Consider the following 22555-nt stretch of genomic DNA (forward strand, 5'->3'; position numbering starts at 1 on the left):
CAACCGCTCTTAAAATTCCTCAGCAGATAAAAAGAAACCCGGCGTGCTACTGCACACCGGGTTTTCCATATTCGCAGGAAGCGGCGGGATTACTGCCCCGCTGCGGCCCGTGCATTCTGGCCGTCACCTTCCGGCGCGGCGATGATGGTGCGGGTCACGGCGCCCTTGTTGACGACCTTCGTCCCCGGATCGCCCACGTTGGAGCGAATACCGAGCGCGGCAAGGTCGCGACCCGCCGCGGTCAGCGCGGACGTCTCGCCGGGGCTGCGCGCAGCCGGGCCGCCGAACAGGGCATCGAGCGCCTGCTTCTGAATATCCGTGTTTTGCGCTTCCGCCGAACCAGCTTCCGGCGGTACCAGATTAAACTCGGGCGGGATGACCAGCGGGGGCTTGCGCGACACAGCCATCTCGTCCGGGGCGTCCCGGTTGAACAGACCGGACCCGCCGCAGCCCGACAGGGTCAGGATGGTGAGGCCGATGGCAGGCAGGAAAAGACTGGTACGCATGGATCGAAAAGTCTCCCTCACGAGCCGCCCAAGGTGCGGCTCGATAAATCTCAGGCCGCCTTGTCGCGCAGCAGGATCGCGCGCGCAAGCAGGATCAGCACGCCGATGGTAATCGCCGCGTCCGCCAGGTTGAAAATCAGGAAGGGCCGCCAGCTGCCGATATGCAGGTCGGCATAATCGACCACATAACCCAGCCGCACACGGTCGACGATGTTGCCGACCGCACCGCCCAGGACGAGGCCCAGCGCGATCACATCGTCCCGCGCCTTTTCCCGCCACATCCACACCGCCACGAACAGCGAGATGGCGACGGTCATCGCCACCAGTGCCCAGCGCATCGTCCAGCTATCGGCGTGGAAAAAGCCCATCGAAACACCGAAATTCTGCGTGAAGGTCAGGTTGAAAAAGGGCGTGATCTCGATCCCGAAGCCGCCCCGTTCGGGCAGGTGCAATATATCCGTCACCCAATATTTCACGAACTGGTCGAGCAGCGCCACGACCGCCGCGACAAGAACGCCATAGCGCCGCACCACAGGGGTCGCGGGCACGGACGGCGGCGGCGGGGTGGCGGGAAGCTCCATCGACTCGCTCATGCGCCCAGCACCTCGTCACACCGGCCGCACAGTGCCGCTTCCTCCACCACATCGGGCAGATGGCGCCAGCAACGACCGCATTTATGATGGCTGGTAGGCGTGACGGTGATGCCCTCGCCGTCCTCCGCGACATCCGCGACGATGCAGACTTCCGCGAAATCGACATGCTGGGGCACAAGGTACATTTTCACCTCCGCCTCCAGACTGGACCGCACGATCTTCTCCCGGCGCAGCGGCTCGATCGCCTCGTTCACCTGGATGCGCGCCTCGCGGATCGCGGTCCAGCGATCACCCAGCCCGGAGTCGAGCCAACCCGCGTCGACGTCCGGCCACTCAAGGAGATGGACGCTGCCCGCATCGGGATAGCGGCTGCCCCACACTTCCTCCGCCGTGAAGGGGATGATCGGCGCGGCATAGCGAATCAGAGCGTGAAACAGTCTGTCCAGCACCGTGCGATAGGCCCGTCGCTTCTCCGTCTGCGCGCCCGTCGAGACATTGACGTCGCAATAGAGGCAATCCTTGCGAATATCGAAGAAGAAGGCGCTGAGGTCGATATTGGCGAAATCGTTGAGCGCCCGGCTGTACCGACCGAACTCCAGCCAATTCTCCCCCGCCCCATTTCCACCAGAAGGCCCCTCGACCACCGAACGCAATTCCGCATCCAGTTGCGCCAACCGGTGCAGCATATAGCGTTCCAGTTCCGGCATCTCCGCAACTGGCATCGTCTCCGCATCGGTAAAGCCCGCCAGCGCGCCGAGCAGGTAGCGGAAGGTGTTGCGCAGCTTGCGATAGGCGTCGGACGAACCGGCCAGCACTTCCTTGCCGATACGTACATCGTCAAAATAGTCGGTGGAGGCGACCCACATGCGCAATATGTCCGCCCCGCTCTCGTTCATCACCTTGAGGGGATCGACGGTATTGCCCAGCGACTTGGACATTTTGCGGCCCTGCCCATCCAGCGCGAAACCGTGGGTCAGGACCGCGCCATAGGGCGCACGGCCACGCGTGCCGCAGCTTTCGAGCAGCGAGGACTGGAACCAGCCGCGATGCTGGTCCGACCCTTCCAGATAGAGGTCGGCGCGCGCATCCTTGCCATATCGCGCCTCCACGACGAAGCTGTGGGTCGAGCCACTGTCGAACCAGACATCGAGGATGTCGTTGATGACCTCATAATCATCGAGCGCATAGTCGGGGCCGAGCAGCGCCTGATGATCCGCGCCGAACCACGCATCCGCGCCGCCCAGCTTGAACGCCTCCACGATGCGCGCGTTGACGGCGGGATCGTTGAGATAGTCGCCGCTCTGGCGATGGACATAAAGGGCGATGGGCACGCCCCATGCGCGCTGGCGGCTGATGACCCAGTCGGGGCGTCCCTCCACCATCGAGCGGATGCGGTTGGTCGACCGGTCCGGCACCCAACGGGTCTGTTCAATGGCATCGAGCGCGATTTCGCGCAGGGTCGGGCCGTTGGTGAAGACCGGCTCTGCCACGCCGCCCAGCGATGGGTCCGTGGACAACAGGACGTCAGCGACATCGCCCGACCGCTTGTCCATGGGGATGAACCATTGCGGTGTGCAGCGGTAGATGATCCGCGCCTTGGACCGCCATGAATGGGGATAGCTGTGCCGGAACTCGCCCACGGACAGCAGCGCACCGACCTTTTTCAGATCCTCGGTGATCGGGCCACCCGTGCCCTCTTCATTGGGGGCCGCGTTCAGCTTGGGATTGATGACCGACAGCGGATGGCCGCCGAGCCATGCCCAGTCGTCGCGATAACGGCCATCGGCCTGCACCGCGAACACGGGGTCAATGCCGAGCGGCTTGCAGGCGAAGAAATCCTCTTCACCATGGTCCGGCGCCATATGGACCAGGCCGGTGCCCGCGTCGGTGGTGACATGCGGTGCGGCGAGGAACGGGCGGGGCTTAGCAAAGAAGCCGCCAAGATGGTACATCGGGTGGCGGGCGGTAGCGGTTGCTAGATCTTTGCCGGTGCCGCGCCAGACTTCTTCAGTTTCAAAAATGCCAGTCCGCGCGACAAATGCAGAAACAAGATCAGACGCTAGAAGTATACCATTCTCATATAGAGCTAAGTTCTGGTCTGGTCCCGGAAATCCGCCGAATACCGAAGCGATTCCGGTCTGCTTGGGCCTAACCAACACATACTCAATCTCTTCCCCATAGGCCAAACCCTGATTGGTCGGGATCGTCCACGGCGTCGTCGTCCAGATCACCGCATGCGCGCCGACCAGTTCCGGCGCGTTGGGCGCGGAGGTGATCTCAAACGCCACGTCGATCTGGGTCGACGTCACATCCTCATATTCCACCTCGGCCTCGGCCAGCGCGGTCTTTTCGACCGGCGACCACATCACCGGCTTAGCGCCGCGATACAACTGCCCCGACTCCGCGAATTTCAGCAATTCGCCAACGATGGCGGCTTCCGCCTCATATTTCATGGTCAGGTACGGATCGTCCCAGTCGCCCAGGATGCCGAGGCGCTTGAACTGGTCTTTCTGCACGCCGACCCAGCGGTCCGCATAGGCGCGGCACTGGGCGCGGAACTCCTGCGCGGGCACCTCGTCCTTGTTCTGCTTCTTCTTGCGATACTCCTCCTCGATCTTCCATTCGATGGGGAGGCCGTGGCAGTCCCAGCCGGGCACATAGGGCGCGTCCTTGCCCAGCAGGCTCTGCGAGCGGACGATGATGTCCTTGAGCACCTTGTTCATCGCATGGCCCATGTGGATGTCGCCATTCGCATAGGGCGGGCCGTCGTGCAGGATGAAGCGTTCGCGGCCCGCACGAGCGCGCCGAATCTGACCGTACAGATCCTCCGCCGCCCATTTCGCGGCGATCGCCGGTTCCTTGGCCGCAAGACCCGCCTTCATCGGGAAATCGGTGACGGGCAGGAAGACGGTGGACTTATAGTCTTTGGCTTCTTGGCGGGGCGTATCGGTCATGTGTCATCCAGGTCAGACCCGCTCCGGCCATGAGCCAACGGGCAATAGTGCATCGCGCACTACGCCAGCCGGGGATGATCCGCAAGAATATGGCGCGCGATCTCGCAATCGCGGCCAATCTGCCCCTTCAGCGCCTCGAAGCTGTCGAACTTTTCCTCGCCCCGGATGCGGTGGATCAGCTCCACCTCGATACACTGCCCATAGAGGTTGCCGGAGAAGTCGAAGAAGTGCGGCTCCAGCAATTCCTTGGGCACGTCGAACTGGGGCCGGATGCCCAGATTGGCCGCGCCGTCCAGCACCGTGCCATCGGGCAGGCGCCCCCGCACGGCATAGACGCCATAGGCGGGGCGCAGATAGCGAGCGATCAGCAGATTGGCGGTGGGGAAGCCCCATTCGCGCCCGACCTTGTCGCCATGCACCACCTCACCCTCTATGGTGAAGGGGCGCGTCAGCAGGCGGGTCGCGGTGGCGCAATCCCCGTCTACCAAGGCTGAGCGGATACGGCTGGAGGAGACGAGCAACCCTTCCGCGTCCGTGATCGGATCGACCGCCTTGACCACGAATCCCATGGCCGCGCCCAGTTCGGTGAGCGTCGCCACCGATCCGGTCCGCGCCTTGCCAAAGGTGAAGTCCGCCCCGGTGACGACGCCGACCGCGCCGACATCCTCTACCAGCATCCGTACAAAATCCTGGGCGCTAGTCGCGGCCATGGCCGCATCGAAGCGGAAGACCAGCATCGCGCTGGCCCCCGCCGCCGCGAACAGTCGCTCCCGCTGGTCCAGCGTGGTCAAGCGAAAGGGTAGCGCATCGGGACGGAAGAAACGGGCCGGATGCGGATCGAAGGTGGCGACGATGACGGGCCGCCCCCCCTCCGCCGCGCGGCGCACCGCACGCCCGACAACCGCCTGATGGCCAAGGTGAAATCCGTCGAAATTGCCAAGCGCGACAATGGCCCCGCGCAAATGCGCCGGCACCGGTTCGTCACTGTAAAGCCGCTCCATGGCCCCGCCTATAGGGGGACCGGTGCGACCGCGCAATAAAGCGCGAGGGGCGCGCCGGCGTAAATCTTTGCAGCGGCGCGTCCCTCGCCTCGATCAGGCCAGAAAGGTCAGCAGGTCCGCGTTCAGCCGGTCCGGCACCGTCGCGAACAGGCCGTGCGGTTCGCCCTCATATTCCACATATTGCGCGCCGGGGATGCCCTTGGCCGCCGCCTTGCCCGACGGCGCGATGGGAACCGTCTTGTCCGCGGTGCCATGAATGATGAGCGTCGGCACGGTGAAGGCGGCCAGGTCGGAGCGGAAATCGGTGCGGCCAAAGGCATCGACGCAGTCGATCGTCGCCTTGGGACTGGCCATGATGCCCAGAGCGAACGACCAGTCGAGAATGCCGTCACTCACCGGGCTGCTCACCCAGCCGACGCCATAGATAGTCTTGGCGAACGTCTGGAGGAAGGCGAAGCGGTCCTTGCGAATATCCGCTTTCATGTCGTCAAAGACCTCGGCTGGCACACCGTCGGGGTTACTGTCGTCCTTGAGCAGATAGGGCACCACAGACGCGACCAATGCGACCCGGTCGATCTTTGCCGCGCCGTGGCGGCCCAGGTAGCGGGCGATCTCGCCCCCGCCCATGGAAAAGCCGACCAGCGACACACTGGGCAGCGCCAGATGGTCGATCACGGCGGCCAGATCATCCGCGAATACATCATAATTATATCCGTCCGCAGGATGACCAGAATGTCCGAAGCCGCGCCGGTCGTAGGTGATGACACGATAGCCCGCCTCGATCAGCGCCAGCGTCTGATATTCCCACATGTCGCCAGTCAGGGGCCAGCCATGGATCAGGATTACGGGCTTGCCGGCCCCCATGTCCTTGACGTGGATGCTGTGGCCCGTCGGCGTCTCGATATGCATGGCATGCCTCTCGTACTATGTCAGATGGGGTCAGCAACAGGTGGCCGGTGGCATCGTTCCTTTCGCTTCATCCCGTTTCAGCGCAGGATAAGCGGCACCTCTCCCCGCCCCGCAGCCGATCCGCGCCGTGGCGAGTTTCGCGCGCTGCGGGATGCGCGGGAACAGACTTCGGGCAGAAGGCGCGGCCCGCCAATTCAGGCCAGAATGTCATTCCAGATGGAGAACTAGGCATGGACGCCGAGACATTGCATCGGGGATCGCTGATCGACCATATCCCAGCTTGCGGTGCAGAACCCGCCCGCCCGCCGTTTCTACGGTGCGCTGTTCGATGTGTTGGGCATGCCCATCGGCGGCGAGGAGGAAAGCTATTTCTGGGTGGACGAACTGGTCGTCTCCGCCATCGACAGCGCCGCCGCGCAAGGGCGGCCGACTGGACGGCATCATCTGGCGTTTCAGGCTGCGGACCGCACCATGGTGGAGGTCTTTCACAGGCCAGGGCCAGTGGCGACAGCGACAATCGCGGGCCAGGCGAGCGCCCCTATCACCCCGGTTATTACGCCGCCGTCCTAGCCGACCCCGATGGCAATAATGTCGAGGCCGTGTTCCATGGCGCGGCGGATCGGTCCGCAGCGAGCGTGCAGATCAGTTTCCAGCCATGACGGCCTGCCGCCGCCGCGTCCGCTCGCGCGCTTGCCAGCGGGTCCAGCGTTGCCGCCGCCAACCGCCCATCAGATAGAGCATGCTGGGCCAGAAGATGGTCAGCGCCACATCCGCCAGCGTGTCCTCCCACCGCCAACTGCCATGGGCCGCGCGCTGGATGATCTCATTGACCAGTTCCGCACCAATCACCGCCTGAAGCGCGATGCCGGACGCGCGACGTGTCCGCAGCACCATCTGCACCGAGACATAGATCAACAGCCCCACATGCACATGCGCCATGGGGTGCGTCATGTCCGTCCAGCGCAACAGATTTTCGGCGGAGGCGACATAGAGGCTAAAAACATCCATGCCTGCCTTGTAGCGGTCAAGGGTAAAGGTCTGTTTAGGGGGCTGGGTTTCTAGCCGCGCCGACAGTCCGGATCGACCGGCAGGACAGCGAACGGCCGGACCAGCTCAACCCCGACGGCGCAGCGTCACATAGCTATAGGCCGGATGTTTCTCCCCGGTGGAAACATCCTCACGCGCAGTCTCCTCCCAGACGGCGGGATCGAAAGGCGCGACGCGCGCATCCCCCGCCACGTCCACATGCACTTCTGTCAGTTCGATGCGGTCCGCGACCGGCTCGAACAGGCGATAGATTTCCGCGCCGCCGATCACCGAAAGCAACGGACCATCGACTAGCGCCATCGCTGCCTCCCGCGTCGCGGCGACTTCCGCGCCCTCGGCCCGCCAGGCCGCATCGCGGGTCAACACGATATGGCGGCGACCGGGCAGCAGACCGGGCAGGCTCTCGAAAGTCTTGCGGCCCATCACCATCGGCGTGCCCATGGTCATCGCCTTGAACCGCTTCTGCTCGCCGGGGATATGCCAGGGAATATCGCCTGTATCGCCGATCACGCCATTATCGGCGCGGGCGAGCAGCATCACGATCTCCGGCTTGCCGATTTCCACCATGCCCATGCCCCCCATGCTCATCGTCCCGTCACAGGATCAGCCGGGTGACATGCCCCATCTTGCGGCCCGGTCGCGCCTCACCCTTGCCATAGAGGTGCAGATGATTGGCGGGGTCGGACAGGATTTCCGCCCAGGCATCAGCCTGGTCCCCGATGAGATTGTGCATCTCGACCCGCCGCGCGGCCAGCGCCGTGTCGCCCAGCGGCAGGCCGCAGATCGCGCGCACATGATTTTCGAACTGGCTCGTCAGCGCGCCCTCGATGGTCCAGTGACCGCTGTTGTGCACCCGCGGTGCCATCTCGTTGAAGACAGGACCATCGGCACTGGCGAAAAATTCCAGCGTCAACACACCGACATAGTCGAGCGCATCAGCAACCTGCCGTGCCAGCGCCCGTGCCTCCTCCACCTGTGCCGCGACCGCCGAATCACCCGGCACGGTCGAGGTCGCGAGAATGCCATGCTCATGCACATTGACCGCAGAGTCCCAGAAACGGATCTCTCCATCCTCCCCGCGCACGAGGATGACCGAAAATTCCGAACCGAAACGGACGAAGCCTTCGAGGATGCTCGGCTGGCGGCCCACCGCACTCCATGCGCCGACCGCATCGCCCGGCTCGGTAATCCGCGCCTGCCCCTTCCCGTCATAGCCAAAGCGGCTGGTCTTCAGGATCGCCTCGCTGCCAATGCGCGCGATGGCCTCCTCCAGATCGTCGAGGCTTTCGACCGGTGCGAAGGGTGCGGTCCGTCCGCCCAGATCGGCGACGAATTTCTTTTCCACCAGCCGGTCCTGTGCGATGCCCAGGGTGCGAGCATTGGGCCGCACATGGCCAAGATCCGCGAGCAGCGCGATACTGGGCGCGGGCACATTCTCGAATTCATAGGTGATGACGTCGACCTGTGCGGCAAACCCCGCCAACGCGCCCTCGTCCCCATAATCGCCCCGCGTCCAGCGCGGCGACACGTCGGCCGCCGGACCACTGACCTCCGGCGCATAGATATGCGTGCGATAGCCAAGCTGCGCCGCCGCCATGGCGATCATGCGGCCCAACTGGCCACCGCCCAATATGCCGATGGTCGCGCCCGGCGCGATGCGGCTCATGCTACGATGTCGTCCACGGGTGTTTCCGCGACGCTGGCGGTTTGATCGCTACGCCACTTGTCCAGCCGAACTGCCAGTTCCGGGTCGTTCAGCGCCAATATGCCCGACGCCAGCAAGCCCGCGTTGATCGCGCCCGCCTTGCCGATGGCCAGCGTTCCCACGGGAATACCGCCGGGCATCTGGACGATCGACAACAGGCTGTCCATGCCGTTCAGCGCCGCCGACTGCACCGGCACACCCAACACGGGAATACGGGTCATCGACGCGACCATGCCCGGCAGATGCGCCGCGCCGCCTGCCCCGGCGATGATCGCCTGGATACCACGATCCACCGCGCTCTTCGCATAGTCGACCAGCCGGTCGGGCGTGCGGTGCGCGGACACGACGCGACATTCATGCGCGACGCCCAGGGCGGTCAGCGTCTCCGACGCATGGCGCATGGTTTCCCAATCGGACCGCGATCCCATGATGACGCCGATGCGGACTGCCTCCACTGCACTGGTCCCGCCGCCCATATCCTCCCTAGCCCTTCTGATCCCGAAAACGCCTCAAACGCGGCAAGCATCCGAAACGGCGGTAAAATCGCCGCTGGTCTGAAAACCCGCCATAACGGCCCACCTGTCCCCCGACAACCCGCCGCATGAGGGACTCGTCCTGACGAACAGCTTTCCCGCGTTAACGAAAAATTTACGACTTTTGGCCCAACGCAGAAGCTAATAAACGCTCGCAACTAGATCGGGTCGCGATCGGAGGCATGTGTGGTGAGGACTTTGTCCTGCGGCGGCGCCCTTTTGGGGACCGACGATGAACAGGAAAACCAGGAACGCGAACTCGCGGCGCTCCGCAAGGAAGTGGCGATGCTGCGCCTTGTGAATGCGGAGCTGGAGCGTGTGGTCGTCCGCGACACGCTGACCCCGCTCTATAACCGCCGCTATTATATCTCGGCGGTTAACGAGCGCATTTCGCGCGCCAGTCGGTATGAGAGCCGGGCGGTCGCGATCATCATCGACATCGACCATATGAAGCGGATCAACGATGCCCATGGCCATCCCGCCGGGGACTTTGCGTTGATGCATCTGGCGCAGTTGTTGTCGGATACCGTCCGCACCTGCGACGTGGCGGCCCGCATCGGTGGCGACGAATTCGCGCTCATCCTCGACGAACTGGACGAAGCGCAGGCACGGACCAAGATCGCCGCGTTGACAAAATTGGTGCGCGACACCCCCTGCCGTTTCGGCGGTGCAACCCTACCGGTCAGCGCCTCCTTCGGGCTGACAGCGATTCGCGCTGATGACAGCGATGCCGACGTCATGGCCCGCGCCGATCAGGCAATGTACGACCAAAAGCGCCTGCGTCGTTTCGGGCGTTGAACGCCCTGCCTGCCCCGTCTCTACGCCGTGCGGTGCCGATGCTGGAGATTACCCTTTGTTGATGGAGCAGGCTTGCTGACTCGCCCATCGAACAGGAAGGTCAACAACGGCGACCGTTCCACGATCATCCAGAAGCCATAGGACAGGGCAAGCGTCAGCAGCATGATCGCCGCCGCCTTCAATGCCACCGGCATCGATACCGATTGACCCAGCCACACCAGCGTCACCACGATGGGCATATGCACCAAATAGATGGTAAAGGAAGCGGCCACCAGCCGCTGCACCAACGGGATCGGCCGGTCCAGAAACGCCCGCGCACCCGCAAAAACACATTGGGCCAGCGCAAGGCTAGCGATGGTGGCAACGAACCGTCCCGTTGGCGGCGACAGGCGACCCAGATACCAGAGGCTGACGCCGGTCGCGACGACCGCCAATAGCGCCACCGCAATAGACGGCCGCGTCATACGGTCCAGCACAGCCGGCGACCGCTGGATCAGGCAGCCGAGCAGAAACCAGGGCGCATATATGATGAACTCGTCAAGGCGCAGCACCTGCTGCGGCAGGTTCGTCGCCAGCCCCATCTTGTAGAACAGCTCGACCGCGCCCGCTTCCCAAAGGCCCAGCAAAACAGCTACACCCGCCAGCACGAAGGGGAAATGCTGCGCCACCCCGCCATCCATGCGGGACTCGACCAATGCCCAGCGCCACCCCGGTCGCCATGACAGGATCGCAGCGGCAATTGCGCTGCAATAGAGCAGCACGATGATGAACCACAGGTGCCGTACCCAATAGCCGCCCGACGTAGCGCTACTCTGTCGCCACGACGCCAGCGCATCGACAGCAGAAAGATTGGACAACTCCGCCGCCATGTTCATCGGCGGCACCAATATCAACATGGCCGCGACCAGCGGCACGCCCAACCGCACCAGCCGCGCGCGCAGCCACGCGACCGGCTCCCGCCGCGCCAGCAGCAGCGCCGCGAAATAGCCAGCAATCAGGAAGAAGGCCGGCATGCGGAACAGATGAAGGAATTCCGCCAGATAGTTGAAGAACGCCGTGCCTTCCCGCGACACGACGATCCATTCCTGTCCCGGCCGATAGGCGAGCGCGACATGGTAAGGGATGCCCAGAATCATCAGCAGGGCACGTGCGGCGTCCCAGAAATGATCCCGCCTGCCGCTGCCCATCCCGTCCATGCTGTCTCCGATCCCTTGGTCGGAGGACTAACGGCCGGAACCGGATGAACGCCGCTTGAAGCGCCCGCCCATCGCCGCCACTCGTCCTGCCCGTGCCCCACCTCGTCGGCAATCGGGCATTTTCTGGGGATAGGCGGTTGCCCCATGGGCAGGGAGTATCCCCACCCATAAGCCTCTTACCCTGTCAGCGTTCAGAGAGGTAATAGCGATCCTTCGCCGTCAGGTCGTCCGCCAGATCATAAACGATAGGTTGGCCGGTTGGGATTTCCAGTTCGGTAATCTCGTCGTCCGGGATGTTGGACAGATGCTTGACCAGCGCACGCAGGCTGTTGCCATGGGCGGAGATCAGGACGCGCTTGCCGGCCTTCAGTTCCGGCGCGATACGGCTTTCCCAATAGGGCAGGACGCGCGCGATCGTGTCCTTCAGGCTCTCCGTAGAGGGGATCGGAATACCCGCATAACGGCGGTCCTTCGCCAGGTCGAACTCACTGCCCGCCTCCAGGACCGGCGGCGGAATGTCGAAGCTGCGACGCCAGATCTTCACCTGCTCGTCGCCATGCTTGGCCGCCGTCTCCGCCTTGTCCAGACCAGTCAGCCCGCCATAATGACGTTCATTCAGCCGCCAGTCCTTCTCGACCGGCAACCACAACCGGCCCATCGCCTCCAGCGCAAGGTTCAGCGTCTTGATCGCGCGCGTCTGATAGCTGGTGAAGCACTGGTCGAAATCCAGTCCCTTGGCCGCCATCAACTCACCGGCTGCCCGCGCTTCGCCCGCACCCTTTTCCGTCACATCGACATCCCACCATCCGGTGAAGCGATTCTCCAGATTCCAGTGCGACTGGCCGTGGCGGATGAGGACAAGCGTAGGCATGGGCACTCCCTTTGATTGAGCAAAAGTCTTGGCATTGCCCTCAATGGGCCGGATGGCGTTTGCATAGCGACAAAATCATGTCGCGCAACTTGGCGGACCGTCCGCTTTGTGGAAAACCTCGCGCCCATTGCGCCCCGCACCCATTCTGACAGGAGATTCGACGATGGCCATTGAACGGCATGTGCGCGTGTATGAAGCATCCGGCGGCACCTATGAATCCGTGGCGGTGTATGATCCGACGGCGGGCGAGCAGCCCGGCCTCCTCATCTTCCCCAATTTCCTCGGCACCAAGGAATGGGACTTTGCCAAGGGCGAAAAACTGGCCGCACTGGGCTTCAAGGTGCTGGTGGTGGACTTCTATGGGCAAGGCAAGCGCGGCACCGACATGGCGAGCGGCGCGGCCCTGATGACCGATCTGGCCAGCGACCGCGCCGCGATGCGCGAGAAACTCCGCGCGCATCACGCCGAACTGTTCAGGCTGCCGGACGTCAAACCGGGTCGCGTCGCCGCTATCGGCTTCTGCTTCGGCGGCAAATGCGTCCTCGATCTCGCCCGGTCGGGTGCGAACATTGCGGGCGTCGTGAACCATGGCGTCTATGACGCGCCGTCGATCCCCAATGAAAAGATTGTCGCCAAACTGCTCGTCAATCATGGCTGGAACGACGATTATTGCCCGCCGGAAGCGACCGTCGCCCTCGCGCAGGAACTGACCGCCGCCGATGTGGACTGGCAGTTGATCGCCTATAGCCGGACCGGCCATGCCTTCACCGCCAACGACGTGCCGCAGAATGCGGAGCAGAGCTTCGGCTTTCAGCCTGACACAGACCGGCGCAGCTGGCAGGCAACGGTGAATTTCTACGAAGAAACCTTTGGCTGACATGACAGGGGGCGTGGTCCAGGCACCCGCCCCCTGTCATTCAGTCGAGCGCAATTCTCCCTATGCGAGTGCGTCCGCCTCCTGCACAACAGGGCGGCTCTCCCGTGTCCCGCGCATACGGCTGTTGGCGTCATTCACGTCCGCGCTGATGATGACATGGTCGTCATGCACCTCCAGCAGCGTGCCCGCGAAAGGAAAATCCTGAAGGCTGCCGGTCACGCGATAGCTGACCGTATCACCGACCTTGAACGTCTTTTCGTCGAAGTTGAACTCGAACGGGCAAGGTTCACCTGCCGTTTCGCCCATGCCTTGCATATTCCATCTCCTGTCCGGTCGCCGTCGCTTCCATGACGGCATCCTAGCAAAAAAGAACAATGTTCTCAAATATCCCCGATCATTTCTGCCAGCACCGCCATACAATCGCGGCCCAACTGGCGCGAACGGCCCGGCGACCAGCCGTTCACCGGGTCCGGCAGGTCATCATTATCCTTAAATGGCATTTCCAGCGTCATCGCAACCGCGCCGAACCGTTCGGCCAGTTGCGCGGTGGACATGGTCAGGTTCGCCCGGCCCGGCGCCGCAGTCGGATACCCCTTCGCCACCTGAAAATCGGGCGAGCGGATCGCCAGCGTGTCCCGGAACCGCTGGTACAGGCCCAGTTGCCGTTCGGTGATCGACGGTATCCCCTCGAACCCCGCCACGAACACCGCCGGAATCGCCTCGTCACCATGCACATCCATGGCGAAGGCAACTCCCGTTTCCTCCATCGCCGTACGCGCGGCCAACACTTCGGGACTGCGATCCGGCGTCGGCGCATGCCATTCGCGATTCAGGTTCACGCCCACGGCATTGGTCCGCAAATGCCCCCGGAAACTGCCATCCGGGTTCATATTGGGAATGATATGGAATCGCGCGCGCTGGCGCAGCAGCCGTCCCTGCGGACTGGCTGGATCGGTGAGCAGATCCAGCGCGCCCTCCATCCAATATTCCGCCATCGTCTCGCCCGGATGCTGGCGGGCGTAGAGCCACACATGCTTGTCCCCCTCCCCCAGTTCCAGGCAGTCGATGGGCTGCTGGTCGAGGCTGTAGCCGAGACAGCGATAGGACACGCCATCCCGCGCCGCGATCCGCGCGATCAGGTCGTGGTGACGCTCCATCGAATAAGGCGGGAAATAGGCGACCCACAGGATACCGCTTTGGGTGCGGTGGCGAATGGTCATCCGCCCGCCTTCCTCGCGCGGTTCTAAAACCGTCTCGGCCCGGACCCAGTTTTCCCGGTCCTCCGACACGCAGGCGCTATAGCCGGGCCAGCCGTCGGGATAGGCGCTGCCCGCAAGGCCCGTAATGGACAGGACCAGTTCATCGCCCGGTCGCCCCGCCACGCGAAAATGGAACCATTGATAGAATTCGCTGTCCTGATCCTTGCGGATGGTCAGGGTCGCGCGGGTTCCACTAATGCTCTGGACGACGATATTGCCACTATCGAAGGCAGCCGTGATGCTGATCGGCCCGGACGCGGGCAAGGAATTTTCCGTCATTTGACCGTGATAGTCGCTCCCGACTGGCCGGGATAGTCCCTGAACAGCGCATCGGCGAGCTTTCCAGCGGCAATGCCCGGCTGCGCGCCGGGCGTGCCTTCCTTGGCGCGCGTCTCGGCACGGCCTTCCCACAAGGCTTCACCGGACGGGCCGCGCCGTAGCTGCACCGCCAGCCGGGACGCGATGATCGCCTTGGGCGGGCCGGACAGATCGATGCCGATGCCCACGCCCAGACCCCCGCCATAACTGCCCGTCGATCCACCGACCCCGACGCTGACCGGCTTGCCACGCGTGTCCACAGGGCGGTCGATAGTGGTGGCATAGTCGATGCTGGCGATCAGCGGCGCGGGTGCTCCCGCATCCACGACCGCGAAGCCGCTGCGCGTCAGGGCAGTCCGCACCGCATTCGCATAGGTGCGATATTCGATGCTGCTTCCGTCCACGCCCGGCGTCGCCACGACGGCCACCGATTCGCCACGCGGCACATTCCCGACATGAAATCGGGTGACATCGACCGGCGCGATGGACGCAGCGCAGCCGCTCAGCAGGGCAAGACCGACAGCCAGGCCCAAATAACGGACATCAGAGAGGCGAAGTGGCAGGAAGCGGTGGATCATCATATATCCTCTCCCTCGCAGCCGCTTGATGCACGCAGGCTGAACGATCGGGTGTGGTAAATCTGGGGTGTGCCGACTGTCCGCGCAAGAGCGGATAAAGCGCCGATGCTACCCTTGACTTTGACCATGCTGCACCATAGAGGCACGCCTTCGCATTTTGACCCGAACTAACGATTCTGGAAGCCAAGACGATGAAGATCCGCAACTCCTTGAAGTCGCTCAAGGGCCGTCACCGGGACAACCGCGTGATCCGTCGCCGTGGGCGCACCTATGTCATCAACAAGACGAACCGTCGTTTCAAGGCACGCCAGGGCTGAACCCAGCCCGGCCGGGGCTTTTCGCTCTGCCGCCTTGAACCGATACGCAAAAACGCCCGGTCGCATATGCAGCCGGGCGTTTTTGCGCGTCTGCTTCACCCTCTCACGCGAATCGATGGCAGGTTGCCGTTCGGGAACATCGCGCCGTGCGGAATCGCGCTATGGCTTACCCGAAATCGCACAGCATGACGGGAGAGAGTGCATGAACGCCGCCGAAATCGAAGCCCGAATCGCCATCGGAGAGGTAAAGGCCCGCTACTGTCTCGGCCTCGATACGAAGGACTGGGCGATGTATGCCGACTGCTTCACCGAGGATCTGGAGATGGATACCCGGCCTGCGGGCGGCATCCTGACCCATGGCCGCGACACGGCGCTCACCATCGTCCGCCGGTCGGTCGAGACAGCCCACACCTGCCACCATGTTCATTCGCCGCTCATGACCTTCAACCCCGACGGGTCTGCGGATGTCATCTGGGCGATGCAGGATCGGGTGGCCTGGGGCCCGGACCGCCAGTTCGAACCGGGGCTTACCGGCCATACCGGCTTTGGCCATTATCATGAGCATTATGTGAAGCAGGGCGACGGCCGCTGGCAAATCGCACGCACCAAACTCACCCGTCTCCACACCGACAATCATTATGAGGGCGGCGTGACCCGCCCCGCACCCCTGCCCGCCCCGGCCTGACAGGATCGCACGGGGCGGCAGGATCAGAGTCCAGTCGCCCCATATTCCACAAGATGTCCGAAAATCGTGACGACCCGAAGTATCAAATAAGGGGATAACACGTTAGTCCTGCACCCTTGAGCGCAGGAGGCCATGCTTGCCAAAGCATTTTTACTTCATGATTTGCTCACACTTAATTGCGAGTAAACCATATATTCTTCGACTTGTCGTCCAAAGAGACGATCATGACGAAATGGTCGATCATTATTTTGAATATGGCTTTAGGAAATCCGAAAACCTGACTCTGGTGGACAGTCTTTGGTCAACCGACCCGGAGGCACTGCTGGACCATATGCCACGGGAGGAGCAGTTCCACGCCAGCATGGATTTGCGCCTTTTTCTGCGGACCGATCTGGAGGACGCACTGGACGGCTCGCTCATGACCGACGACTTCGAAATCGTGTTGGACAAGCCTGGCATGAGGGCATCGGTTCATGCGTGACGACAGGGTGAAAAGGGGCGACCAGTGTCAGCCGACGTGCGTCAAAACTCACCGGCGAGACACCACCAGAGTGCCATTATGGGAGAGCCACCGCCCTCCCGATCCACCTGATAAGGCCTCAGCCCTTACCCCTCGCCATGCCCCTTCAGCTCATCCCCGCGAATCATCGCGACATGCAGCACATTGGTGGACCCCGGAGTTCCGAAAGGCACGCCCGCCAGCACGATGATCTTGTCGCCTGCCCCCGCGAACTTATGGCGCAACGCCATGCGGCGCGCCTTGCCGATCATCTCCTCGAAACTGCCAATGTCCTTGGTGCGGATCGCATGCACGCCCCACACGATGCCTAGCCGCCGGGCGGTCTGGAACTTCGGCGTCAGCGCCAGGATCGGCGCCACGGGCCGCTCCCGCGCTACCCGGCGGACCGTGCTGCCTGATGAGGTGAAACAGATGACCGCCTTGGCCGATACGGTGGCGGTGATCTGCTGGCTCGCCTCCGCCAGCGCGTCCGCCGTCGTCGCATCCGGCAGCGTCTCGGTATAGCGTAGGCGGCCCAGATAGCCGGGGTCGCGCTCCACCGAATGGGCGATGCTGTCCATCATCGCCACCGCCTGCTCCGGCCAGTCGCCCGCCGCCGTCTCCGCCGACAGCATCACCGCGTCCGCGCCGTCATACACCGCCGTGGCGACATCCGACACTTCCGCACGCGTCGGCGTCGGCGCCTTGATCATCGACTCCAGCATCTGCGTCGCCACGACCACCGGCTTGCCCAGCCGCCGCGCCGTTTCCACGATCCGCTTTTGCAACGGCGGCACCGCATAAGGCGGCAGCTCAACACCCAGGTCGCCGCGCGCCACCATGGCGGCGTCCGCTACCTCCAATATCTCCTCCAGCCGGTCGACGGCGGCGGGCTTCTCGATCTTGGCCATCAGCGCGCCCTGCCCCCCCATCAGGCGGCGCGCCTCCGCCACATCCTCCGGTCGCTGTACGAACGATAGGGCGACCCAGTCCACCTCCTGCTCGATCGCAAAGGTCAGGTCGCGCCGGTCCTTGTCGGTCAGCGCCGCCATCGGCAGCACCACGTCGGGCACGTTCACGCCCTTGCGCTCCGACAGGAAGCCGCCGACCTCGACCCGCGTCTCGATCCGCTCCGGCGAGACAGTCTCCACCCGCAGCACCAGCTTGCCATCGTCCAGCAACAGGCGGCTGCCCGTCACCAGCGCCTGAAAAATCTCCGGGTGGGGCAGGTTGACGCGGGTCACGTCACCCGGCGTCGGGTCACGGTCCAGCATAAAGGCGGCTCCCGTTTCCAGCACCACCGGACCTGCCGCAAACGTGCCGACACGCAGCTTCGGCCCCTGCAAGTCGGCAAGGATAGTCGTCGGGCGATGGAACTCCTTTTCCAGCGCGCGGATGAAGCCCACATTGGCGGCATGGGTTTCATGCGCGCCATGGCTCATGTTCAGGCGAAAGGCGTCAGCCCCCGCCTGAAACAGGCGCCGGATCATGTCGGCGTTGCTGCTGGCGGGGCCAAGGGTAGCGATGATCCGCACCTTGCGGGACCGGGGGGGGAGCTGTTTGATACGCATCTGTCTGTAAAATCGCCGGCTGTGCCGCCGCCCCTCTCGATCATTGTTGTGACATGGACGCCCTCTTGTCAGGAGGGCGCATGACGGGCACCAACCGTTGCACAGGAGATGTGAACGATGAATGACATACTAACCGATGACAAGGTCGCCGCAACCGCGTTTCGGCGGCTGGTCGCACATCTGCAACACCGCACGGATGTCCAGAATGTCGACTTGATGGGGCTGGCGGGCTTTTGCCGCAATTGCCTGGGCGACTGGGTTGCCGAAGCGGACCCCACGATCGAAAAGGACGACGCTCGCGCCGCCGTCTATGGCATGCCGCAATCGGAGTGGAAGGCGAAATATCAGGGCGAGGCGACGCCGGAACAGCTCCAGCGGATGCAGGAAAGCGTGGCGAAAAATCAAACGGGCCACTAGAGAGACGCCCTTATTCGATTCACGCCAGTTCAAGGGGACCATATGAGCGAGGGCAATATCGCGGCGGACCAACTCCGCCTTCTCATCGAGCGCATCGAGCGCCTTGAGGAAGAAAAGCGCGGCATCGCGGACGACATCAAGGATGTGTATCTGGAGGCCAAGGCCACCGGCTACGACGTCAAGACGATCCGTGCCGTCGTGCGCCTGCGCAAGCTGGAAAAGCATGTCCGGCAGGAAGCCGAGGCGCTGCTGGAAACCTACAAGAACGCGCTCGGCCTGGAATAATCCGGCCGGCGATCACCGCCCCATTATCGAAAACGGAGAGACAGCATGGCATCTTCACCCTGGAGCGATAATGGCGGCGGCAATGCCCCGACCGACTTCATCGTCACGACGACCAACGGCATCGATGGTCGCCCGGTTCAGAAATATCTGAGTATCGTGACGGGGGAAGTCATCGTGGGCGCCAACCTGTTCCGCGACCTGTTCGCCAGCATCCGCGACATCGTCGGCGGCCGGTCTGGCGCCTATGAGGAGGTGCTGGCCCGCGCCCGCGAGCAGGCCATCGGCGAAATGCGGGCGCGCGCCGCCACGCTGGGCGCTAACGCCGTCATCGGCGTCGACCTTGACTATGAAGTGCTGGGGGCCAAGGGATCAATGCTGATGGTGTCGGCAACAGGGACCGCCGTGTACGCCTGACAGACCGCGGTTGGTGGGAATTTTGGAGACCGCTGACCGCCGATGCAGTCGTAGAAAGCCGGTCTTTACCCTTCACCAATGTCACCCGGACCTGATCGGCCATTATCTCGCTTAAACATGTACCCTTCCCCCGTTAGTCCTGGGCTTATCGAAGGACTGTCCTTGCCCTTCATGTGCCGTCAAAAGTGAAGTGGAGATGTTGGGCTTCGGTCGACCTTCGGGTTGACAAGCTCACGGCGAACGGCGTTTCTATCCTACAGGCTCAAGCGGGATAATGGCCGACCTGATCCGGGTCTCGCTCCTATTTCACGCGACGCTACCGAGGCAAAATCCGGTCCGGTGGCTGGCGGAAATACCCTCTGCCATCCGGCGTCCCATTGCCAGCTTGCCTATCCGTCCAGATCCGGCAGGCTCGCACGACGGCGACGCCATGCGCCGTTCATCGCCCCAGGAGAGCTTATGACCGACCTCATCTTCTACACAAATCCCCAGTCACGCGGTCGGATCGCCCGCTGGATGCTGGAGGAAGTGGGCGCGCCCTATCGCACCGCAGTGCTGGACTATGCCACCGCCATGAAGGCACCCGACTATCTCGCGATCAACCCGATGGGCAAGGTGCCCGCCATCGTCCACGACGGGCGGGTCGTGACGGAATGTGCCGCCATCTGCGCCTATCTCGCCGACGCCTTCCCCCAAGCCGGTCTGGCACCGTCCACCACCGACCGCGCGGATTATTATCGCTGGATGTTCTTCGTCGCCGGGCCACTGGAAGCCGCCGTCACCACAAAGGCGCTGCATGTGACCGTTGCCGAGGAACAGAAGCGGATGGTCGGGTTCGGCAGTCTGGAGGATGTGCTCGCGACGCTCGAAGCCCTGCTGTCGACGCGCGACTATGTGACGGGGAGCGGCTTTACCGCTGCGGATGTCTATGTCGGCGCGCATCTGCGCTGGGGTATGGGCTTCGGCACGATCCCCGCCAGCCCCGTCTTTACCGCGTATTCGGACAGGCTCGGCGAACGCCCCGCGCTCATCCGCGCCACCGCCATGGACAATGCCCTCACTCCTACCCGGCCCGCAGGCTGACACCCATCGCAATGGCCCAACGAAAAACGGCCCGGAAATCGCTTCCGGGCCGTCTTCATTCGGGTTGCAGGGCGGCGATTACTCGCGATTGCCCAGGAAGCGCAGCAGGAACATGAACATGTTGATAAAGTCGAGGTAGAGCGACAGCGCGCCCATCACGATGGTCTTACCCATCATGTCCGTACCCGCGACATAAGCATACATGCCCTTGATCTTCTGCGTGTCATAGGCGGTCAGGCCCGCGAACAGCAGCACGCCGATGAAGCTGATCGCGAGATCGAGCGCCGACGACTTCAGGAAGATGTTGATGAGCGAGGCGACCAGCAGGCCGACCACACCCATGATCAGGAAGGTGCCGAAACCCGACAGATCCTTCTTGGTGGTGTAGCCGAACAGGCTAAGGCCCGCGAAGGCAGCCGCCGTCGCAAAGAAGGTCTGCGCGATCGACGCCTGGGTATAGACCAGGAAGATCGACGACAACGACAGGCCCATCACCGCCGCATACGCCCAGAACAGGCCCTGCGCCGCTGCCGTGGACAGCTTGTTGATGCCAAAGCTCAGTACCATCACGAAGGCCAGCGGGGCGAACATGATGACATATTTCAGCAGGCCGGGGCCGCCCAATATCTGGGCTGCCAGACCGCTCTGCGCGAACAGCAGCGCGACGACGCCCGTCAGCAGCACGCCGCTCGCCATGTAATTATATACGGACAGCATATAGGACCGCAGGCCGGCATCATAGCCGACGGACTGCGCTCCGGCGGCGGGGCTGTTCATACCCACAGCCGAAGTTGGGGAATCACGCCAGTCAGCCATTGCAATTCGTCTCCTTCACACGCCCATCCATGGGCGGCTCCCTCGAATATCGGACTTCGGGGGACGGAATTCAAGGAAAACCGGATTGCCCGATTGTGGCTGACATAGGATGAGGGAGGGATGGACGCCCGCCTCTTCTATGCCCTGATGCCTTCGGAGGCGCTTGTCGCCTCCCTTCAGCCCGTGATGAAAGGCGTGGCGGGCGCGCGCTGGCAGACGCCAGAACAGCTTCATCTGACCCTGCGGTTTGTCGGGCAAGCCCCGGCGCGCATGGTGGACGATCTCGCCGCTGCGCTGCACTCTATTCCTCCGGAACTGCCGCCGCTCACTCTGTCCGGCGTGGGCTATTTCGACACGCGCGGGCACCCCAATGCCCTATGGGTCGGGCTGGAGCCGAGGGAAGCGCTGACCGTCCTGCACCGGAAACTCGACCGCGCCTGCCAGATCGCCGGGCTGGCGGCGGAGCGCCGCCACTATATTCCGCACATCACCGTCGCCCGCCTGCCTCGCAGTTGTGGCCCCATCGACCGGTGGATCGGGGATCACGCGGGTCTGTCAGGGATAGCGGCCCGCTTTACCCGGTGCAGCCTTGTCGAAAGCATCCTGACCCATGACGGCAGCCATTATGAGGAACTGGCCTCGGTGCCTGTCCGCTGAGCCTTGTGACGACCGCCACGAGGGGGTTGCTTGGGTCGCTCCGGACATCGGCAGAGAACCGCAACGATACCGTAATGCCGTCCCCGACCCCGATGCAGCACGAGGGAGAGCCAGCGCAGGCCAGAAGACTGCATTTCGTGCGCCACCGCAAGTCGCGCCCATAACCCCATGCCGCTTGGGCAGAGCCAGGACGCCACTCGCCCTCCCCACATCTGTCGCGCAAACGAAAAAGGGGACCGGCTCGCGCCGATCCCCCTTCGTCATCAGACCCGAAGGCCCGATAAATCTTACTGACCGGAACCCGGACCGTAGGTGATTTCCACGCGACGGTTCTGCAGCTCGCGAACGCCATCGGCGGTCTCGACGCGGGGACGGCTCTCACCGAACGCTTCGCTGGAGATGACGCCGTCAGGGATGCCCTTCGAGGACAGGTAGCCACGGACAGCCGTGTTACGACGCTCGGACAGGCCGAGGTTGTACTTGGGCGTGCCCGACTTATCGGCGTGACCTGCCAGCAGAACCTGCGCGTTGCCGCAGTTCGCATAGGCCGAAACCGCGTTGTCGAGGATGGTGGCGGCGTCAGGCGTGACGTCCGAACGATCCCACTCGAAGAACACGATGTACGGTCCAGGGGTGCACTGCGCCACCGGCGGGGGCGGCGGGGGC

General features: G+C 63.4%; 28 protein-coding genes. 11 read left to right on the plus strand and 17 right to left on the minus strand.

All coding sequences use genetic code 11. From position 1 onward, the window contains the following. Positions 1–89 precede the first annotated feature (89 nt). From LWE61_RS14350 to LWE61_RS14370, 5 genes are all read right to left on the minus strand, one after another. Positions 90–506 (minus strand): DUF3035 domain-containing protein, encoded by a 417-nt coding sequence (locus LWE61_RS14350; RefSeq protein WP_234151324.1) that lies wholly within the window; start codon positions 504–506, stop codon positions 90–92. Positions 507–556: 50 nt separating this feature from the next. Then, a complete protein-coding gene (lspA, locus tag LWE61_RS14355) occupies positions 557–1087 on the minus strand; it encodes a signal peptidase II (protein WP_407696245.1) in 531 nt (176 codons plus the stop codon). Between the two features lie 8 nt (positions 1088–1095). Further along, the gene (ileS, locus tag LWE61_RS14360) at positions 1096–4053 is read right to left on the minus strand and encodes an isoleucine--tRNA ligase (RefSeq protein WP_234151326.1); all 2958 of its coding nucleotides are present in this window, start codon (positions 4051–4053) and stop codon (positions 1096–1098) included. A 59-nt stretch (positions 4054–4112) separates the two neighbouring features. Further along, complete coding sequence (locus LWE61_RS14365; protein ID WP_234151327.1) at positions 4113–5054, minus strand: bifunctional riboflavin kinase/FAD synthetase; 942 nt, start codon at positions 5052–5054, stop codon at positions 4113–4115. Positions 5055–5147: 93 nt separating this feature from the next. After that, positions 5148–5963, minus strand: a complete 816-nt coding sequence (locus LWE61_RS14370) for an alpha/beta fold hydrolase (RefSeq protein WP_234151328.1) — start codon at positions 5961–5963, stop codon at positions 5148–5150. A gap of 285 nt (positions 5964–6248) precedes the next feature. On the opposite strand from LWE61_RS14370, the gene LWE61_RS14375 reads away from it, so the two are divergent. Beyond that, positions 6249–6533 carry a VOC family protein gene (locus tag LWE61_RS14375; RefSeq protein ID WP_234151329.1) on the plus strand — a complete coding sequence of 95 codons (285 nt, stop codon included), beginning with the start codon at positions 6249–6251 and terminating at the stop codon, positions 6531–6533. A gap of 72 nt (positions 6534–6605) precedes the next feature. Here the strand turns inward: LWE61_RS14375 and LWE61_RS14380 are convergent, their stop codons facing one another. The 4 genes from LWE61_RS14380 to purE form a co-directional block, all read right to left on the minus strand. Next, on the minus strand, positions 6606–6971 hold the full coding sequence (locus tag LWE61_RS14380) for a hypothetical protein (RefSeq protein WP_234151330.1): 366 nt from the start codon (positions 6969–6971) through the stop codon (positions 6606–6608). Positions 6972–7076: 105 nt separating this feature from the next. After that, the gene (locus LWE61_RS14385; protein WP_234151331.1) at positions 7077–7598 is read right to left on the minus strand and encodes a dihydrofolate reductase; all 522 of its coding nucleotides are present in this window, start codon (positions 7596–7598) and stop codon (positions 7077–7079) included. A gap of 7 nt (positions 7599–7605) precedes the next feature. Continuing rightward, a complete protein-coding gene (locus tag LWE61_RS14390; RefSeq protein ID WP_234151332.1) occupies positions 7606–8676 on the minus strand; it encodes a 5-(carboxyamino)imidazole ribonucleotide synthase in 1071 nt (356 codons plus the stop codon). Beyond that, complete coding sequence (purE, locus tag LWE61_RS14395; RefSeq protein WP_234151333.1) at positions 8673–9191, minus strand: 5-(carboxyamino)imidazole ribonucleotide mutase; 519 nt, start codon at positions 9189–9191, stop codon at positions 8673–8675. Before purE ends, LWE61_RS14390 begins: the two co-directional genes overlap by 4 nt. 246 nt (positions 9192–9437) lie before the next feature. Here purE and LWE61_RS14400 point away from each other — a divergent pair, with 246 nt between their 5' ends. Continuing rightward, the gene (locus LWE61_RS14400; RefSeq protein WP_234151334.1) at positions 9438–10046 is read left to right on the plus strand and encodes a GGDEF domain-containing protein; all 609 of its coding nucleotides are present in this window, start codon (positions 9438–9440) and stop codon (positions 10044–10046) included. 20 nt (positions 10047–10066) lie between these two features. Here LWE61_RS14400 and LWE61_RS14405 read toward each other — a convergent pair whose 3' ends face one another. Both LWE61_RS14405 and gpmA read right to left on the minus strand, forming a co-directional pair. Continuing rightward, positions 10067–11242: an acyltransferase family protein gene (locus LWE61_RS14405; RefSeq protein WP_234151335.1), complete on the minus strand. Its 1176-nt coding sequence runs from the start codon at positions 11240–11242 to the stop codon at positions 10067–10069. Between the two features lie 184 nt (positions 11243–11426). Next, entirely contained in the window at positions 11427–12113 is a 687-nt protein-coding gene (gpmA, locus tag LWE61_RS14410; RefSeq protein ID WP_234151336.1) for a 2,3-diphosphoglycerate-dependent phosphoglycerate mutase, read from the minus strand. A 163-nt stretch (positions 12114–12276) separates the two neighbouring features. Between gpmA and LWE61_RS14415 the strand changes: the two genes are divergently transcribed. Next, positions 12277–12990 carry a dienelactone hydrolase family protein gene (locus tag LWE61_RS14415; protein ID WP_234151337.1) on the plus strand — a complete coding sequence of 238 codons (714 nt, stop codon included), beginning with the start codon at positions 12277–12279 and terminating at the stop codon, positions 12988–12990. Positions 12991–13050: 60 nt separating this feature from the next. Here the strand turns inward: LWE61_RS14415 and LWE61_RS14420 are convergent, their stop codons facing one another. From LWE61_RS14420 to LWE61_RS14430, 3 genes are all read right to left on the minus strand, one after another. Then, the gene (locus tag LWE61_RS14420; RefSeq protein ID WP_234151338.1) at positions 13051–13305 is read right to left on the minus strand and encodes a hypothetical protein; all 255 of its coding nucleotides are present in this window, start codon (positions 13303–13305) and stop codon (positions 13051–13053) included. 65 nt (positions 13306–13370) lie between these two features. After that, complete coding sequence (locus LWE61_RS14425) at positions 13371–14528, minus strand: M14 family metallopeptidase (RefSeq protein WP_234151339.1); 1158 nt, start codon at positions 14526–14528, stop codon at positions 13371–13373. Beyond that, a complete protein-coding gene (locus LWE61_RS14430) occupies positions 14525–15148 on the minus strand; it encodes a DUF4136 domain-containing protein (protein ID WP_234151340.1) in 624 nt (207 codons plus the stop codon). The genes LWE61_RS14425 and LWE61_RS14430 overlap by 4 nt, the downstream gene beginning before the upstream one ends. A gap of 188 nt (positions 15149–15336) precedes the next feature. On the opposite strand from LWE61_RS14430, the gene ykgO reads away from it, so the two are divergent. From ykgO to LWE61_RS14445, 3 genes are all read left to right on the plus strand, one after another. Further along, positions 15337–15462 carry a type B 50S ribosomal protein L36 gene (gene ykgO / locus LWE61_RS14435; RefSeq protein WP_004210176.1) on the plus strand — a complete coding sequence of 42 codons (126 nt, stop codon included), beginning with the start codon at positions 15337–15339 and terminating at the stop codon, positions 15460–15462. Positions 15463–15664: 202 nt separating this feature from the next. Further along, a complete protein-coding gene (locus LWE61_RS14440) occupies positions 15665–16147 on the plus strand; it encodes a nuclear transport factor 2 family protein (RefSeq protein WP_234151341.1) in 483 nt (160 codons plus the stop codon). A gap of 232 nt (positions 16148–16379) precedes the next feature. Continuing rightward, on the plus strand, positions 16380–16628 hold the full coding sequence (locus tag LWE61_RS14445; protein WP_234151342.1) for a hypothetical protein: 249 nt from the start codon (positions 16380–16382) through the stop codon (positions 16626–16628). 125 nt (positions 16629–16753) lie between these two features. Here LWE61_RS14445 and pyk read toward each other — a convergent pair whose 3' ends face one another. After that, positions 16754–18211 carry a pyruvate kinase gene (gene pyk / locus LWE61_RS14450; RefSeq protein WP_234151364.1) on the minus strand — a complete coding sequence of 486 codons (1458 nt, stop codon included), beginning with the start codon at positions 18209–18211 and terminating at the stop codon, positions 16754–16756. A gap of 123 nt (positions 18212–18334) precedes the next feature. On the opposite strand from pyk, the gene LWE61_RS14455 reads away from it, so the two are divergent. The 4 genes from LWE61_RS14455 to LWE61_RS14470 all read left to right on the plus strand — a co-directional run bounded on the left by LWE61_RS14455 (position 18335) and on the right by LWE61_RS14470 (position 20416). Continuing rightward, a complete protein-coding gene (locus LWE61_RS14455; RefSeq protein WP_234151343.1) occupies positions 18335–18634 on the plus strand; it encodes a DUF1244 domain-containing protein in 300 nt (99 codons plus the stop codon). A gap of 42 nt (positions 18635–18676) precedes the next feature. Beyond that, entirely contained in the window at positions 18677–18919 is a 243-nt protein-coding gene (locus LWE61_RS14460; RefSeq protein WP_234151344.1) for a DUF2312 domain-containing protein, read from the plus strand. A gap of 45 nt (positions 18920–18964) precedes the next feature. Beyond that, a complete protein-coding gene (locus LWE61_RS14465) occupies positions 18965–19333 on the plus strand; it encodes a YbjQ family protein (RefSeq protein WP_234151345.1) in 369 nt (122 codons plus the stop codon). 459 nt (positions 19334–19792) lie between these two features. Then, a complete protein-coding gene (locus tag LWE61_RS14470) occupies positions 19793–20416 on the plus strand; it encodes a glutathione S-transferase family protein (RefSeq protein WP_234151346.1) in 624 nt (207 codons plus the stop codon). A gap of 78 nt (positions 20417–20494) precedes the next feature. Here LWE61_RS14470 and LWE61_RS14475 read toward each other — a convergent pair whose 3' ends face one another. Further along, positions 20495–21232, minus strand: a complete 738-nt coding sequence (locus tag LWE61_RS14475) for a Bax inhibitor-1/YccA family protein (RefSeq protein WP_234151347.1) — start codon at positions 21230–21232, stop codon at positions 20495–20497. Between the two features lie 120 nt (positions 21233–21352). On the opposite strand from LWE61_RS14475, the gene thpR reads away from it, so the two are divergent. Further along, positions 21353–21889: an RNA 2',3'-cyclic phosphodiesterase gene (gene thpR, locus LWE61_RS14480; protein ID WP_234151348.1), complete on the plus strand. Its 537-nt coding sequence runs from the start codon at positions 21353–21355 to the stop codon at positions 21887–21889. Between the two features lie 287 nt (positions 21890–22176). On the opposite strand, the gene LWE61_RS14485 is transcribed toward thpR, so the two are convergent. Continuing rightward, positions 22177–22555, minus strand: a 379-nt coding sequence (locus tag LWE61_RS14485) for an OmpA family protein (RefSeq protein ID WP_234151349.1), incomplete at its 5' end; no start/stop codon positions are given.

The organism is Sphingobium sufflavum (assembly GCF_021403115.1).
Classification (GTDB): domain Bacteria; phylum Pseudomonadota; class Alphaproteobacteria; order Sphingomonadales; family Sphingomonadaceae; genus Sphingobium; species Sphingobium sufflavum.

Bases quoted from the DNA above. Each gene is read 5' to 3' on its own strand.
- LWE61_RS14405 (WP_234151335.1), bottom strand. From the start codon at position 11,242: ATGGACGGGATGGGCAGCGGCAGGCGGGATCATTTCTGGGACGCCGCA.
- LWE61_RS14380 (WP_234151330.1), bottom strand. From the start codon at position 6,971: ATGGATGTTTTTAGCCTCTATGTCGCCTCCGCCGAAAATCTGTTGCGC.
- ileS (WP_234151326.1), bottom strand. From the start codon at position 4,053: ATGACCGATACGCCCCGCCAAGAAGCCAAAGACTATAAGTCCACCGTC.
- LWE61_RS14415 (WP_234151337.1), top strand. From the start codon at position 12,277: ATGGCCATTGAACGGCATGTGCGCGTGTATGAAGCATCCGGCGGCACC.
- LWE61_RS14475 (WP_234151347.1), bottom strand. From the start codon at position 21,232: ATGGCTGACTGGCGTGATTCCCCAACTTCGGCTGTGGGTATGAACAGC.
- LWE61_RS14445 (WP_234151342.1), top strand. From the start codon at position 16,380: ATGGTCGATCATTATTTTGAATATGGCTTTAGGAAATCCGAAAACCTG.
- LWE61_RS14465 (WP_234151345.1), top strand. From the start codon at position 18,965: ATGGCATCTTCACCCTGGAGCGATAATGGCGGCGGCAATGCCCCGACC.
- LWE61_RS14385 (WP_234151331.1), bottom strand. From the start codon at position 7,598: ATGAGCATGGGGGGCATGGGCATGGTGGAAATCGGCAAGCCGGAGATC.
- gpmA (WP_234151336.1), bottom strand. From the start codon at position 12,113: ATGCCTACGCTTGTCCTCATCCGCCACGGCCAGTCGCACTGGAATCTG.
- LWE61_RS14460 (WP_234151344.1), top strand. From the start codon at position 18,677: ATGAGCGAGGGCAATATCGCGGCGGACCAACTCCGCCTTCTCATCGAG.
- LWE61_RS14425 (WP_234151339.1), bottom strand. From the start codon at position 14,528: ATGACGGAAAATTCCTTGCCCGCGTCCGGGCCGATCAGCATCACGGCT.
- LWE61_RS14390 (WP_234151332.1), bottom strand. From the start codon at position 8,676: ATGAGCCGCATCGCGCCGGGCGCGACCATCGGCATATTGGGCGGTGGC.
- ykgO (WP_004210176.1), top strand. From the start codon at position 15,337: ATGAAGATCCGCAACTCCTTGAAGTCGCTCAAGGGCCGTCACCGGGAC.
- lspA (WP_407696245.1), bottom strand. From the start codon at position 1,087: ATGGAGCTTCCCGCCACCCCGCCGCCGCCGTCCGTGCCCGCGACCCCT.
- LWE61_RS14455 (WP_234151343.1), top strand. From the start codon at position 18,335: ATGAATGACATACTAACCGATGACAAGGTCGCCGCAACCGCGTTTCGG.
- LWE61_RS14350 (WP_234151324.1), bottom strand. From the start codon at position 506: ATGCGTACCAGTCTTTTCCTGCCTGCCATCGGCCTCACCATCCTGACC.
- LWE61_RS14365 (WP_234151327.1), bottom strand. From the start codon at position 5,054: ATGGAGCGGCTTTACAGTGACGAACCGGTGCCGGCGCATTTGCGCGGG.
- LWE61_RS14420 (WP_234151338.1), bottom strand. From the start codon at position 13,305: ATGCAAGGCATGGGCGAAACGGCAGGTGAACCTTGCCCGTTCGAGTTC.
- purE (WP_234151333.1), bottom strand. From the start codon at position 9,191: ATGGGCGGCGGGACCAGTGCAGTGGAGGCAGTCCGCATCGGCGTCATC.
- LWE61_RS14430 (WP_234151340.1), bottom strand. From the start codon at position 15,148: ATGATGATCCACCGCTTCCTGCCACTTCGCCTCTCTGATGTCCGTTAT.
- LWE61_RS14470 (WP_234151346.1), top strand. From the start codon at position 19,793: ATGACCGACCTCATCTTCTACACAAATCCCCAGTCACGCGGTCGGATC.
- thpR (WP_234151348.1), top strand. From the start codon at position 21,353: ATGGACGCCCGCCTCTTCTATGCCCTGATGCCTTCGGAGGCGCTTGTC.
- LWE61_RS14440 (WP_234151341.1), top strand. From the start codon at position 15,665: ATGAACGCCGCCGAAATCGAAGCCCGAATCGCCATCGGAGAGGTAAAG.
- LWE61_RS14370 (WP_234151328.1), bottom strand. From the start codon at position 5,963: ATGCATATCGAGACGCCGACGGGCCACAGCATCCACGTCAAGGACATG.